General features: G+C 73.3%; 11 protein-coding genes. 2 read left to right on the forward strand and 9 right to left on the reverse strand.

What is annotated here, in order from left to right; all coding sequences use genetic code 11:
- Positions 1-28 precede the first annotated feature (28 nt).
- Complete coding sequence (locus ACRAKJ_RS36770) at positions 29-610, reverse strand: vWA domain-containing protein (RefSeq protein WP_438926617.1); 582 nt, start codon at positions 608-610, stop codon at positions 29-31.
- A gap of 150 nt (positions 611-760) precedes the next feature.
- Here ACRAKJ_RS36770 and ACRAKJ_RS36775 point away from each other — a divergent pair, with 150 nt between their 5' ends.
- Positions 761-3,706: a tetratricopeptide repeat protein gene (locus ACRAKJ_RS36775; RefSeq protein ID WP_438926616.1), complete on the forward strand. Its 2,946-nt coding sequence runs from the start codon at positions 761-763 to the stop codon at positions 3,704-3,706.
- A 105-nt stretch (positions 3,707-3,811) separates the two neighbouring features.
- Here ACRAKJ_RS36775 and ACRAKJ_RS36780 read toward each other — a convergent pair whose 3' ends face one another.
- Positions 3,812-5,023 (reverse strand): helix-turn-helix domain-containing protein, encoded by a 1,212-nt coding sequence (locus ACRAKJ_RS36780; protein ID WP_438926615.1) that lies wholly within the window; start codon positions 5,021-5,023, stop codon positions 3,812-3,814.
- Between the two features lie 112 nt (positions 5,024-5,135).
- On the reverse strand, positions 5,136-5,306 hold the full coding sequence (locus ACRAKJ_RS36785; protein ID WP_438926614.1) for a hypothetical protein: 171 nt from the start codon (positions 5,304-5,306) through the stop codon (positions 5,136-5,138).
- Positions 5,307-5,549: 243 nt separating this feature from the next.
- On the opposite strand from ACRAKJ_RS36785, the gene ACRAKJ_RS36790 reads away from it, so the two are divergent.
- Positions 5,550-6,446 carry a hypothetical protein gene (locus ACRAKJ_RS36790; RefSeq protein ID WP_447008810.1) on the forward strand — a complete coding sequence of 299 codons (897 nt, stop codon included), beginning with the start codon at positions 5,550-5,552 and terminating at the stop codon, positions 6,444-6,446.
- A 79-nt stretch (positions 6,447-6,525) separates the two neighbouring features.
- Here the strand turns inward: ACRAKJ_RS36790 and ACRAKJ_RS36795 are convergent, their stop codons facing one another.
- The 6 genes from ACRAKJ_RS36795 to ACRAKJ_RS36820 all read right to left on the reverse strand — a co-directional run bounded on the left by ACRAKJ_RS36795 (position 6,526) and on the right by ACRAKJ_RS36820 (position 14,254).
- A complete protein-coding gene (locus tag ACRAKJ_RS36795; RefSeq protein WP_438926666.1) occupies positions 6,526-9,633 on the reverse strand; it encodes a helicase HerA domain-containing protein in 3,108 nt (1,035 codons plus the stop codon).
- Entirely contained in the window at positions 9,630-10,238 is a 609-nt protein-coding gene (locus ACRAKJ_RS36800) for a hypothetical protein (RefSeq protein WP_438926667.1), read from the reverse strand. The genes ACRAKJ_RS36795 and ACRAKJ_RS36800 overlap by 4 nt, the downstream gene beginning before the upstream one ends.
- Before the next feature lie 11 nt (positions 10,239-10,249).
- Positions 10,250-11,875, reverse strand: coding sequence for a tyrosine-protein kinase family protein (locus tag ACRAKJ_RS36805; protein ID WP_438926668.1), 1,626 nt, complete (start codon positions 11,873-11,875; stop codon positions 10,250-10,252).
- Positions 11,872-12,468, reverse strand: a complete 597-nt coding sequence (locus tag ACRAKJ_RS36810; RefSeq protein ID WP_438926669.1) for a TIR domain-containing protein — start codon at positions 12,466-12,468, stop codon at positions 11,872-11,874. Before ACRAKJ_RS36810 ends, ACRAKJ_RS36805 begins: the two co-directional genes overlap by 4 nt.
- 110 nt (positions 12,469-12,578) lie before the next feature.
- A complete protein-coding gene (locus tag ACRAKJ_RS36815) occupies positions 12,579-13,337 on the reverse strand; it encodes an ABC transporter permease (RefSeq protein WP_438926670.1) in 759 nt (252 codons plus the stop codon).
- Positions 13,334-14,254, reverse strand: coding sequence for an ATP-binding cassette domain-containing protein (locus tag ACRAKJ_RS36820; RefSeq protein ID WP_438926671.1), 921 nt, complete (start codon positions 14,252-14,254; stop codon positions 13,334-13,336). Before ACRAKJ_RS36820 ends, ACRAKJ_RS36815 begins: the two co-directional genes overlap by 4 nt.
- Positions 14,255-14,320: the final 66 nt, after the last annotated feature.

Raw genomic sequence — 14,320 nt, forward strand, 5'->3', positions numbered from 1 at the left:
GACCGGAAGTGGACACATCGTGGATGGCCTACAGCCGGTGCGGGCGCCGCGGCGTCGAGGTCACCGACACCGCCAGGGCGGCGCCCAGGCGGATGCCGTCCTGGCGGAGGAACACGCGGGACGTGCCGATGCGGTCGAGCGTGCCGTGGTCGGCGGCGCCGAGGCCGAAGGCGACCACGGTCGGGCGCGCCGGCCAGGCGGGGTCCTCCAGCGCGGCGAAGGCGGCCGGCCAGGTCGTCGGGTCGGTCGGCCGCCCGTCCGAGGCGAAGAAGACGACCGGGCGGTGGACCCGGAGGCGCTGCGCCCCGAGGGCGTGGACGTCGTGGGCGATGGTGTCGCGCAGGAGCGTGAACGCGGGGCCGAAGTTGGTGCCCGCGGCCGGCCCCGACGTGCCGACCTCGGTGAGCTCCGCCGCGGGCCGCAGCGGTTGCAGCACGGTGGGCGTCGCCGCGAAACCGACCACGCAGACCCGGACGCGCCCGGCGGCCGACGGGTCGGCGTGGATGGCGCCGCGGAACTCGCGGAGGCCGGCGTTCACCTCGTCGAGGTGGTCGGTCATCGAGGGCGACACGTCGCAGATCACGTAGCAGGGCACCACGTCGTGGCCCATTCGGTTCCTCCTCGGCACACCTTTTGCGGACAGGGCGCAGCGTGGCCGGTGCTTGTCTACCGAAGGTGGACCGGAGGCTGATTCGGACACACGGACGGCCGCTTGTGCGACATCTGCCGTAGACATCAAGCTCGCGGACCGGGAGGCGGCGTGGAATTTCGAGTACTGGGTCCACTGGAGGCGTGGCACGAGGGCGCCCCGGTGCCGCTGGGTGACCAGCAGCAGCGGTTCGTCCTCGTCGTGCTGCTGCTGCACGCGAACAGACCGGTGTCGACCGAGCGGTTGACCGAGATCGTGTGGGGCAAGCCGGACCGCCGCGTCCTGGTGCGCGGCTACATCAACAAGCTGCGCAACGCGTTCCGGGACGCGGACGACGTGGCGATCGAGACGACCGCGACCGGCTACCTGCTGCGGGTGGGCGAGGACCGGGTCGACAGCACCCGGTTCGCGCGGCTGCGCGCGGAGGCCGAGGGCGTGCGGGGGGAGGACCCGCGCCGGGCGATCGGGCTGCTGCGCGACGCGGTGGGCCTGTGGCGGGGGCGGTTCCTGGAGGACATCGACGTCGACCGGGTGGGCGGTTCCGACGTGGCCTTCCCGGAGGAGGTCCGCGTCGACGCGGTCGGCGACCTGGCCGAGCTGGAGCTGGACGCGGGCGACCACCGGTCGGCGCGGGACCGGCTGCGCCCCGTGGTGCGCGCCGACCCCGGCGGGCAGCGGCACGCGGAGCTGCTGATGCGCGCGTTGATCGCGGGCGGTGACCGGGTGGGCGCGATCCGCGTGTTCCACCAGACGCGGGAGGCGCTGGCCGGGGACGGCCTGGAGCCGGGCACGCTGCTGCGCAACCTCGCGGCGCGGGCGGAGCGCGGGGAGCCGGCGAGTTCGCTGCCGTCGCGGCCCGGCGGGTTCACCGGCCGCGGGGAGGAGCTGGCGGTGATCGCCCGGGCGGCCTCGGCACCCGGTGAGCGCCGGGCGGTGTGGGTCAGCGGCGCGCCGGGTGCGGGCAAGACCGGGCTGGCCGTGGAGGCGGCGCACCGGTTGCGGGACCGGTTCCCGGACGGGCAGCTGCTGGTGCGGCTCAACGGGTTCACGCCGAACGTGCCGCGGGTGACCGTGTCCGAGGCGCTCAGCCGGCTCCTGGTCGAGCTGGGGGTGCCGCCCGAGCAGATCCCGACGTCGGTGAACCGGAAGTTCACGCTGTACCAGACGGAGCTGTACGGCACGCGCACGCTGGTGGTGCTGGACAACGCGTACTCGCCGGAGGAGGTCCGGCCGCTGCTGCCGGAGGCGCCGGGCTGCCTGGCGATCGTGACCAGCAGGCGCGTCGGGGAGCCGGACACCGGCGAGCAGGTCCGGCTCTCCCCGTTGCCGCCGGAGGACGCCCTGGAGCTGTTCCGCGCGCTGGTCGGCGCGCCGAGGCTGCGCGGCCGGTCGGCGGAGGTGGGCGCGGTGGTCAAGCGGTGCGGGTACCTGCCGATGCCGATCCGGTTGGCCGCCGCGCTGTTCCGCCGGCACGACCGGTGGCCGCTGGAGCACCTGCTGCGGCTGCTGGAGGAGAGCGGGCCGTGGCACGCCGACACGCACGACGAGACGGGCGCGGCGGCGGTGCGCGTGTCCTACCGGGAACTCGGTCCGCCGCAGCGGGAGCTGTTCCGGCTGTTCGGCCACCTGCCGGGGCCGGACCTCGACGTGACCGGCGCGGCGGCGCTCGCGGCACGGGACGTCGCCTCGGTCCGCGCGCTGCTCGACGACCTGCACGAGGTGTGCCTGCTGGAGGAGACCTCGCCGGAGCGGTACCGGATGCTCGACCCGCTCAAGGAGTTCGCCGCGGCGGAACCGCCGCCGACCACGCCGACCGAGCGCGCGGACGCCCTGCTGCGGCTGCTGGACTTCTACCTGGTGGGCCTGGCGGAGGCGGTGGGGACCGCCTACCCGTTCGACCGCGCGCAGCTGCCCTCGGTGCACCGCACCAGCCCGGTGGTCCCCGCGTTCGCGGACGGCGCCGGGGCGGCCGGGTGGATCGCCGCCGAGCGGGACAACCTGGTGGCCGCCGTCCACTGCGCCGCCGGGTTCGGCCTGCCGGGGCACGCCTGGCGGCTGGCGGTGCTGATCTGGCGCCACTTCAACACCACGAGCCGGTTCGAGGACTGGGTCGGGACCATGGAGCTGGCCCGCGGGATCGTGTGCGCCGAGCCGGGCGACGACTACGGCCGGGCGCACGTGCTGCTCCGGCTGGCCACCGCCTACGACCGGCTCGGGCGGCTGGAGGAGGCGCTGGAGCTGGCCACCCGGGCGCTCGCGGCGTGGCGGCGGGTCGGCGACGTGGCCGGCGAGGCGGCCACGCTGTGCGCGATCGCCATCCCCCTGATGGAGCTGGGCCGGCACGACGAGGCGATCGGGCACTTCGGGGCCGCGCTGGCGGAGTACGAGCGGTGCGGGGACCTGCGCGGCCAGGGGCACGCGCTGAGCATGCTCGGCTACCTCAACGAGGAGCGCGGCGACCTGGAGGTCGCGCTGCGGCAGCACCGGGCCGCGGTGCCGATGCTGCGCGAGGTCGGTCACGTGCAGGGGCTGGCGCACGCGCTGAACAACCTGGGTTCGGTGCAGCAGCGCCTCGGGTTCCCGGACGAGGCGCTGGCCGCCCACGTGGAGGCGTACGAGCTGGCCCGCGGGCTGGGGGACGACTGCCTGGCGGCGTACGCGCTGAACTACGCCGGCAACGTGCACCGCTCGGCGGGCCGGCTGGCCGAGGCCGCGCGCCACCAGGAGCGGGCCAGGGTGGTGGCGGCCGGGGTGTCCGACGCCGACCTGCGCACGCAGCTCTACCGCGACCGCGCCACGACCGCCCTGGCCCGCGGTGACCGGGCGGAGGCGCTGCTCTCCTACCGGGCGGCGCTGGACCTGGCGACCGGCACGGGCAACCGCGCCCACCGGGCGCACGCCGAACTCGGCGTCGCGCAGGCCCTGCACGTGATGGGGAGGCACACCGACGCCGCCGCGCACTGGGACGCGGCCGAGACCGGGTTCGCCGAACTCCGCCGGCCCGAGGCGGACGGGGTCCGGGCGGAACACGCGGCCCTGACCTGCGGCTGCCGGTAGGACGGGCGCCGTCGGGGCAGGTGCCTTCAGGGCAGGTGCCGTCGGGGCGGGCGCCGTCAGGACGGCTGCCGTCGGGGCGGGCGCCCACCGGACGCCCGCGCGCCGTCAGTACCGCTGCTGGAGCACGCGCCGCAGCTCGGGGTAGACCTCCCGGACCGCGCCGTGGTTGTGCCACCGACCGAGGGTCCTGGCCAGTTCCCGCAGGTCCGCGCGCACGGTCGCCGAGTCGACGTGCGCGGCGTCGTCGAGCGTCCCGACCAGCGTCACGCAGCTCTGGTCGATCTCGCCCGACAGCGCGTGCGCGAGGGACCGGCGGGCGCCGAACCGGGCCCGGGAGCGGCGGGAGTGGGCGGGCAGCCCGACCAGCTCCCGGTCCAGGACGGCCGCCGACTCCTCCGGTCGCCCGACGTCGCACAGCGACCACCCCCGGGCCAGCTCCACCGGGTCGGGCGCGGTCGTGCCGAGCAGGGGGTACGCCCGGGTGTCCGGGGTGGACCGGTCGAGCAGGTCGACGGCGCGGTCCAGCGCGCGCTGGAAGGAGTCGCGGTCGCCCGCCAGGGCGTGCCCCTGCGCCTCGCGGCGGGCGGCCAGGGCGAGGGTGCGCGGGCTCGCGCCGCCGACCAGCTGGGCCTGCCGGGCCAGGTCGACGGTGTCGGCCGCGTCCTGCCGGTAGAGCGCGAGGCCGGCCTCCCGGACGAACGCGTAGCTCGCGATCTCCCGGTCCCCGCCCGCCCGCGCCAGCTCCGCGGCGTGCCGGGTCCACTCCAGCGCGCGCTGCTCGTCACCGGCCTCCTGGCTCATCCACCCCGTGTACTCGGCGATCCGCGCGGCGAGCAGCAGCAGCCGACCCCGGACCGGCTCGGGGTTCTCCTGCGCCAGCGCGTGCACCGTGCGCACCTGGGCGACCAGGGGTTCGAGGACCACCACCGGGCTCGTCTGCGTGCCGAGGGCGCGCAGGTGCTCGAACGAGGTCCGCATCCCGGCCACCACGCGCTCGTCCGCGACCGGCCGCGGTCCGCCCGCGAGCGCCATGCCGAGCACCGTGCCCGTGCCCGCGAACAGCACCTGGCGGCGGTCGAGCGCGAGACCCGCCTCGACGACGCGCTCCCGCGCCTCGCGGGCCGCCTCGATGAGCCTGCCGCCGGTGTCCAGCGCGCCGTCGCAGAGCCGGGCCACGGTCTCGTGCGGTGGCTTCAGGTCGTTCTCTATCTTGCTGAGGTAGCCCTTGCTGTAGTGCACGCGCTTGGCGAGCTGCCCGATCGACAGCCCCGCCGCGATACGACAGCCGCGCAATAACTCACCAAATGATCCGGTCACCCGAGCCTCCTGTTCCGGCTGGTGCGAGTACACCACCACTCCTGTTCGACCGCAATCGCCCGGCCGCTCGCGGAAAGGACCGCGAACGGCCGGGCGCGCATTCCGGGAACGGTCACCCGTGCCACGGGTTGCCGTCGGGGCCGACCGTGACCGTGGTGGGCGGCGGGCACTCCTCGAACGAGGCGGCGGAGCCGCTGCCGGGCGCGAACACCGCGACGACGACGCACAACGCGGCCAGCGACAAACCGACCTTGGCCGCGAGAACGGACGTGATCCTGGACATGGCGAATCCTCCACGAGAATTGTGCTGCGTGATTCGGGCGTTTATCCGACCATTTCGCCCTCACCACTGAGGATTCATCAGCGGCTGTCCTCGGACCAGGTGTTGACCGTTTCCCGGGCACGCGGGCAACGGGCCGCGGCGGCGCATCCACTCCTCGTCCACCTCTGGTCGACACCCATCCCGGACGCTGCGCCGCACGCGGGCAGCCGGTCACCGGGCCGGCGCGGACAGGGAGGTTCGGTTGTGAGCGAGTACGACGTCGCCGTGTCGTTCGACGAGGGGCAGCGCTCGGCTGTCGAGGGGGTGGTCGAGGCGTTCGAGCAGCGCGGGCTGACCGTGCTGCACGGGGCCGAGCAGACCCACGAGTGGTGGGCGCACAAGGAGGGCGGCGACCTCCCGGACGTGCGGGTGCGGTTCTTCGTCCCGTTCGTGTCGGCGGTGGACGAGTTCACCACCGCCCTGCTGCGCGCCGTGAAGGCCGGGGACGAGCACGTGCTGCCGGTGCTGCTGGGCGAGGTGGCCGTGCCGCAGGGGCTGCTGCACCCGCACGTGAGCTACGTGCGCGGCTCCGCGCACCGGCCGGACCAGCTCACCGAGGCCCTGGCCGCCCGGATCGAGGCGGCGGAGTCCGCCGGGTGGGACCGGGCGCCGGTCGCCGAGGTCGTGACCAGGGCGAAGGGGTTCGTCCCGGCGGAGGAGCCGGCGGAACCCGCCGTGCCCGCCTCCTTCAGCCGCTACGCCGAGCAGGACGCGACCCTGCGCTACCTGGGCGAGCAGTTCGCCGCGGCGCTGCCGGGGCTGGGCCGGCGCGGGTTCGTCGGCACCGCGCACGTCGGCGACGCGCGCATCGCCGTGCGGGTCGAGCGGGCGGGCGACACCGTGTACGCGCTCGACGTCCAGCGCGGCGGCATCGGCGGCGACGAGACGGTGAACTTCGTGGTCGGCGGGTCCGGGCCGGGCAGCGCCCTCACCAACGGCTGGGCGCGACCGGTCTACGACACCGGCGCGCGCGGGGTCGTGCTCGAACTGCACGACTTCTCGGTGCTCGGCGGCGGCGAACCGCGTTCCTACCGCCGCGAGGAGCTGTTCGAGGCGCTGTGGCGGCGGATCGACGCGCTGCTCACCTCGACCGTCGCCTGACCGCGCGGCGAAGCGCTCCCCGCCCTCGTGGGAGGGCGGGGAGCGCTTCGCCGTGCCGGGACCGGTGCCGCGTCAGGGGTCAGGGCCGGCCGTCGCGGGCCCGGTCGAGCACCTCCTCCAGCCGCAGCGGGCTGGGCGGGTGGTGGCTCAGGCACAGCGGGGCGCGCATCCGGCGGAACCCGAAGTCCTCCCCGGTGACGTAGAACCACCCGCGCTCCAGGCGCGAGATGTCCCCGACCGAGCTGCCCTTGGCCCTGGCCATCTCGGTCGCCGCGGCGACCTGCGCCGGGGTGTTCAGCCTGCCGTAGAACTGCGTCGTGGCGTTGCCGGTGACCTGGTTGTGCACGCCCTTCGGCGCCTGGGTGGCGAAGACCAGGCCCAGCCCGTACTTGCGCGCCTGCGACGCCAGCAGGATGGTGCTCCGCGTGCTCGCCGTCGCGGTGCCGGACGGCGCGATCGTCTGCGCCTCGTCCATCACGAGCAGCCCGCCGAGCGGCCGGTCCACCGCCGGGTGGCGCTTGACCCAGGCGAACACCTCCAGCTGGAGCTGGCTGGTGAACCCCTGCCGCTGCTCGTCGGACGGCAGCCCGACGAAGCTGATCACCGAGATCCGCGCCCGCTTGCCCGGCGTCGGGGTGAGCAGCAGGTCGGGGTCCGTGGGCTCGCCCCGACCGCCGAGCAGCGGGTCGTTGACCATCGCGGCCCGCAACGTCTCCGCCAGGTCGGCCGCCGTCGCCCGCGCGGTGGTCAGCTTGCTCACCCCGTCCGGCAGGTCGGCCAGCACGCCGATGAACTCCGACAGGTCCCGACCGCCCTTGCGGGCGTAGTGCGCCATGGCCTCGCGCAGCACCGCCTGGCCGCGGGCGGCGGTCTTCGTGGCGCCGCCGACCCTGGCGTGCGGGACCAGGCGGGCCACGGCGGCCTCGACCGAGGCGGTGAACTCGTCCTCGTCGTCCAGCACGCCGGCGAAGTCGGGCAGCGGGTTGAAGCTCATCGGGCGCCCGCCCGCCCGTCCCGGGGTCCACACCACCACCTCGGTGCTGCCGAGGTACTCGTCGGCGCTGCGGGCGTCCCCCGGCCGCCAGTCGGCCGGCGCCTGCGGCCAGGCGTCGCCCAACCGGGCCAGGTCGTTGTTCGGGTCCAGCACGATCGCCGACACCCCCCGCAGGGCGCACTCCTCGACGATCCGCCGCAGCAGCACGGTCTTCCCGCTGCCGGAACCCGCGAAGATCATGACGTGCTTGCGCAACGACTCCAGCTCGACCCGGACCTCGCCGTCCATGCCCAGCGCGATCCCCGTGGGGGACGGCTGCTCCCCCGACGCCCGTGACGGCGGCGGCCGGGTCTCCTGGTGGCTGGCCGCGGAACGCCCCTGGCCGGGCAGGATCTCCCGCAGGAACGTCGAGCTGCTGGCCGGTTTCCGCGCCACCAGCCACGCCAGCAGCTGGTGGCTCTGCATGGGCAGCATCTCCTTGAGGGCGCTGAACGTCCGCAGGTCGTCGTCCGAGACGTTGACCCGCCGACCCCCGGTCCGCTCCAGCTCGGCCACCTCGCCCCTGGTCTTCTGACCGGTCCACCCCCGGTTGCCGTTGACCATGAGCACCAGGTGCCGGTTGCGCGCGCCGGCGCGGATCTCCGCCGCGACCCGGGCGTCGCGCAGCCGGCGCAGCACCACGTTGCCGTGGGCGCTGGCGATGAACCGGAACCCCCAGCGCTCGGCGACGTCCAGCTCCTCGTCCACGGTGCGGCGCAGGCCGGCGTGCAGCTTGCCCCCGCCGGCGATGGACTCCACCTCCCACGCCATGTCGTCGTTGCCGACCTCGTTGATCCACGACTTCAGCCCGGCCAGCAGCAGCCCGGGCATCACCTCGTCCTCGTTGTGCTGCTTCAGCGCGGCGGCCGTGATCTCCGCCTTGTCCCGCAGCTCCGCGAACCGGGTGTCGAAGTCCCGGAAGTGGCCCGGCTCCGGACCGTCGGGCCCGGTCGGCCCGGGCAGTGGCTCGGGCGGTGGCTCGGACGACTCGTCGAACGACCCCAGTTCCCGGATCTCGCCGTAGAGGCAGGACTCGGCGTGCGCGTGGATGCGCCGGAGGAGCTGCCGCGGCGTCTGCGGCAGCCACGACGCGCCGAACGCGTCCGGCGACACCGGCCAGGTCGGCTGCGGCGGGGTGAACCCGGTGCGCTCGTAGACCACCCCGAGCCAGCGCTCCACCAGCGCCCGACCGAGGCCCGGGTCGACGATGGAGTTCAGGATCGGCGTCTCGGTGAACCGGTCGGACACCGTGTCGCTCGCGACCGAGTGCAGCTTCTTCCACGTGTAGGGCAGGCACGCCACGAGGGACAACGTCCGCCTGGTCGTCTCGCGGAGCTGCATCAGCCCGTCGGAGAACAGCGCCAGCTCCTGGACGAGCCCCGCGTTCGTCTCCTCCTCGTCGGTGAGGTCCTGGCTCTTGTTGACCAGCGTGTCCAGCTGGTCGATGGCGATGACGCTCGGACCGGTCAGGGCGAGGACGCGCGAGATGTCGCGCACCAGCGTGCGCGCCGACTTCGGCTTGACCGGCAGGCCCCAGTGGCGGCGTTCGTCGCCGGTGTCCTCGACCCCCTGGAGGTAGGTCAGGCCGACGTCGAAGTGCTCGGACCCGTAGAGCACCAGGGCCCGGATCGTGTCGCCGCACTCGACCGCCACCAGGCCGTCCAACCCGGACAGGTGGTGCAGGAAGGCGCGCAGGTCGTCGGGGGTGAGCGGCGCGGCGGCCGTGATCGCCCCCGCCACCACGCCGGGCACACCGGCCCGTTCGCACAACTGCCGCAGCAGGGTGGTGAGCTGCAGCGCGCCGTTGTCGTCGGGCCGGCGGAGCTGGCTGCGCAGGGCATCGGCCACGTCGTCCCAGAACACCGTGCCGTCGGTCAGCTCGACCAGGAAGAAGTAGCCACCCTGCCCCTGGACCACGCGGCGCACCGCGCCGAGCAGGTGGGTCTTGCCGACGCCCTTCTGGCCCTGGAGCACCAGGCCGACCGGGCTGGGGCCGGTGCTGGCCCTGGCGTCCGCGATGCCCGCCCGGATGCGGCGCTCCGCCCTGTCGTGCATGCCCTCCACGTGGGACGGCGAGGTGTGCCAGACGTCGTCGGGGGTCTCGGCGGAGTTGAAGCGGAGCGCGGCCAGCGCCTCGCGTTGGTCACCGGTCATGATTCCTCGATCGCCATGAGGTGCTTGTCCTCGCTGCCGATCCTGATCGCGGCGGCGTGGTCGGCGTCGGTCAGCGCCTTGCGGTTGGACTCGGGGACCAGGTGCACCTCACCGGCCCTGGCCATCCCCAGCAGCACCGCGTCCACCTCGGCCCGGTCCGCGCCGTTGAGCTCGGGGCGGAGCCTGGCCAGCCGGACCCAGTCCTGCGGCTTGACCGACAGGTCCAGGTAGGCGGAGCGGATCAGCGTCTCCAGGTCCCCGCCGGAGCGGATCACCTCGACCAGGGTGCCGTGCCGCCGGTGGTGCTCGATGAAGATCTTCAGCACCGCGAAGTGCGCCCGCGACAACGCCCCCGTCCTCGACGGCGGCCCGCCCGCGCGCAGGTCCTCCAGGCACCAGGTGATCCCCTCGTCGGTGATCCGGTGGACGAGCCGGTTCCCCACCTTCCAGGACCGGAGGAGCCCGTCCTCGTTCAGCCGTTCGCGGCCGCCCTTGCTGAGCCTGGCCTTGAGGTCTTTGTCCAACTCCGTGTTGGGCACGTCCCGGTTCTCCAGCATCAGCACGATCAGCGCGGCCCGTTCCTCGTTCGCGTACTCCCGCGGCATTCCGCCACCTTTCAGTCGGAGATCGAGTGGATTCGACGGTCGATCCGGGCGAGCAGGGCGTCGATCAGGGCGCGCAGCTCGTCCGGCACGGCGACCCGGCCGCCGTCTGCGTGCGACCTGAACAGCACCCCGAGGTCGAGCGACAGGTCGTGCAACAGCGGCAGGTCGCCGTCGTCGAGCGCGGCGGTCATGTCGCGCACGGTCTGCTCCACGAGCGGCACCCGCCGACGGGAGGGCACCTCCGCCGGTACGTCGCGCAGTGCGGCCGCCGCGTCCCGCAGGGCCTCCTGGTCGGGGCTCTCCGCGTCCGACGGCGTGCCGGTGATCAGGTCGAACAGCTGCCGCGCCACGTGCGCGGGCCGTGCGCCCGGCTCCAACCGCAGGTGCTGGAGGTTGCGCAGGAAACCCGGCAGGTGCTCGGGGTCGGTGCCGTGCGTCAGCACGCAGAACAACTGGCGTCGGCCACTGGCCGGGCCGATCGCGTGCCGGAGGAAGCGCTCCGCCTCGGTGACCTGCCAGCGGCTCGCGGCGCGGTCCACCACCAGGCACAGGTGCTCGGCGGGCTCGCGGCGCCGGTCGAGGAACTCCGGGTCGCCGGACAGCGACCCGCCGGCGCGGACGCCGAGCGCGCGCAGTTCGTCGATCAGCTTGGTCGCGACACCCAGGGCGGACCGCGGACTGGAGACCAGCAGGTCCAGGCCGAACTCCCGGCGGCGGTCGCGCGCCGCCGCCACGTAGGCGTCCCGGTTGTCGGCGAGCAGGTCTGTGCGGTCGAACTGCTGCGCGACGACGGCGGCCACCGTCTCCAGGGCGAACGAGATCTGGTCCGCCGAGGGGACGAGTTCCTCCAGCACGGACAGCTGCTCGCCGAAGCTCCAGTAGGAGACGTACGGCACCGTGAGGTGCTTCAGCATCAGGTCTTCCGGCACGCTCTTGACCAGCCAGTTGCCGAAGAGCGGCGCGACGACCCGGGCGCACCTGCGCCGCCACTCCTCGGCCCGCTCGTACTCCACCCGGTTGTCCAGCCGGGACAGGATGGGGAGCACCGTGTGCTGCGGTCGGTCGTAGGGCATCCGGTCCCGCGCGCGGTCGGCGCGTTCGACGACGTCCACGACGTCCTTGAGGTTCTGCTCGTTCGCGGTGAACACGACGGCCAGCCGATCCGGCAGGTGGGCGGTGCAGATGCCGCCGATGTCCGAGATACCGGTCCGGCTGTCGATCAGGACGAAGTCGTACTCCTCGGTCCACTCCTCCCGACAGCGCTCCAGGAAGGTGGCGAACCCCAGCTCGTACAGCTCCGCCCAGTTGATCTGCTGCATCCGCCCCATGTAGGACTGGTCCAGCCTGCCTGCGGCCAGCAGGGCGAGGGTGCCGCCCTCGACGTCGAGCCGGACCGCGTGGGCCCGGGGGCCCTGGGCACCGCCGAGGAAGTCGTGGGCGAGGTCGATCACGCCGCCTTCGGGCGCCGTGGGCAGCACCGACGCGAAGTAGTGGTGCAGGCCCGGCGCCTCCAGGTCCCAGTCGATGGTGAGGACCCGGTAGCCCCAGCGCGCCAGGAGGACCGCGATGTTGGCCAGCGTGAAGCTGCGCCCGACACCGCCCTTGTAGGAGTAGAACGTGATGACGGTGCCGGTCACAGCTCGAACCTCGGCAGCGGGGGCGGCGGTATGAGCAGCGGGTCCGGTTTCTCGACGATCGGCCAGTCGGGCTGCCACTCGGGTACCTGCTGCAACAGTTGGACCAGGTCACGGGCCAGCTCGTTGACCTCCCGGTGGAAGCGGTTGAACTTCCGGCTCTCCTGGAACACCAAGTCCGGCTGAGCCAGTTTTTTGAAGTCCCGCCAAGAACGCGTCCGACCTTCCATCGGAAAGTTTTCCGAGTCCGAGTAGAGGATGGGGTAGACCAGCCCCTGGGTCAGGTCCGAACCCGCCAAGCCGAGCATCTTCTCCCGCTCCTGCATACTCCGCCACTCCGCCACGCACCACTGCGACTCGAAGTAGGGCGGGGTGAGGAGCTGAATCATGATCTTGCTGCGGTGCAGGGCTTTTTGCAGGTTGGAGGGCCAGTCCACAGCACTCGGCATGGTCCAGTCGACGTACACCCTCGGCGCCGGCGCCACCTGGTCGGCAAGGCACTCCACGAGCTTCTGGTGGAAGTGGTTCTGGAGCCACTTCCGCACGCTGCCGTAACGGCTGTAGCTGATGAACAAATCGTACTTGTAGCCGGACACCCGGCAGATGATAGGCAGCCGACGGCCGCCGAAAACAGACAAAAAAGTGGGCAGTTATCGCGCCGCGGGCCAAATAGTGGACAAAAACGGGAAGCCGCGCGGCGCCGGCGTCAGTCCCGCACGCGGCGGCGGTAGAGGGCGGTGGCCAGGAGGAAGGAGGCGACCAGCAGGGCGAGCGACCAGGTGAGGGCCAGGGGGCCGCTGGTGCCGATCGGGGTTCCGGTCAGCAGGCCGCGGACGGTTTCGATGATCGGGGTGATCGGCTGGTGCTCGCTGATCGCCTCCAGGGCGGCGGGCATGGTCTTGGTCGGCACGAAGGCGCTGCTGAGGTAGGGCAGGAACAGCATGAAGAAGCTCAGGGCGCTGGCCGACTCGACCGAGCGGGCCACCGCGCCGAGGCCCGCGGCCAGCCAGGAGAGCGCCAGGACGTAGAGCAGGAGCAGGCCGGCGGTGGCGAGCCACTCCACCGCGGTGGCGTCCGGGCGGAAGCCCATGGCCACGGCGGCGGCCACGACGATCGCGGTGGACAGGGCGTTGCGGGCGACGCTGGCGACCACGTGGCCGGTCAGCACGACGAACGGGCGGATCGGCATGGAGCGGAGCCGGTCGACCACGCCGGAGGTCATGTCGTCGGCCACGGCCATCGCGGTGGACGCGGCGCCGTAGCCGGTGCACAGCAGGACGATGCCGGGCACCACGTAGTTCACGTAGGTCGTGCCGGTGGCGATGGCGCCGCCGAACACCTGCACGAACAGGGTCATCATCAGCAGCGGCAGGACGGCGGACATGACGAGGGTGTCGGTGTTGCGCCTGCTCAACCTGATGCTGCGGCCGATCATGGTGATCGAGTCGGCGACGGCGTGGCTCATGCGGGAACTCCCCTGCGGGCGGTCAGCGCGAGGAAGGCGTCGTCGAGGGTGGGGCGGTGCGAGGAGACCCGCTCGGGCGTCGCGCCGGCGTCGCGCAGGTCGTCCAGCACGGTGTGCAGGTGGGCGGCGGAGCCGTCGGACGGCAGGCTGAGCACCAGGTCCGACGCGCGGGAGCCGCCGAGGCGGACGTGGGCGGCGGCCAGGTCGGCCGGTGAGGCGAACCGGAGGTCGAGGCGTTCGCCGCCGACGCGGGACTTGAGGTCGTCGGCGGTGCCGTCGGCGACGACCTTCCCCTTGTCCAGCACGGCGATCCGGTCGGCGAGGCGGTCGGCCTCCTCCAGGTACTGCGTGGTGAGGAAGATCGTGGTGCCGGTGCGCACGAGGTCGCGGACGGCGTCCCACATCGTCGTGCGGCTCACCGGGTCGAGGCCGGTGGTCGGCTCGTCCAGGAAGACGACCCGCGGCGACGCGACGAGGCCCGCGGCGAGGTCGAGGCGGCGGCGCATGCCGCCGGAGTAGGTCTTCACGCGGCGGTCGGCGGCGTCGACCAGGTCGAAGCGCTCCAGCAGCTCGACCGCGCGCTTCCGGGCTCCCCCGCGCCCGAGGCGCATCAGCCGGCCGATCACCACGAGGTTCTCGCGGCCGGTCTGCTCGGCGTCCAGGGCCGCGTACTGGCCGGTGACGCTGATCGCGGCGCGCACCGCGGCCGGTTCGCGCACCACGTCGTGGCCCGCGACCCGCAGTTCGCCCGCGTCCGGCCTGGCCAGCGTGGACAGCACGCGGATGGTGGTGGTCTTGCCCGCGCCGTTGGGGCCGAGCAGCGCGAAGACCGACCCCTCGGCGACCTCCAGGTCCACCCCGTCCAGCACCGCTGTGGAGCCGTACGCCTTGCGCAGGCCCCGCACGTCGACGATCATCGCCGCCCCCTTTATGCGTATCGGATACGCAGATTAGCGTAGCTCATACGCAGTTTTCTGCGGAAG

Source organism: Saccharothrix sp. DSM 118769 (assembly GCF_052936295.1).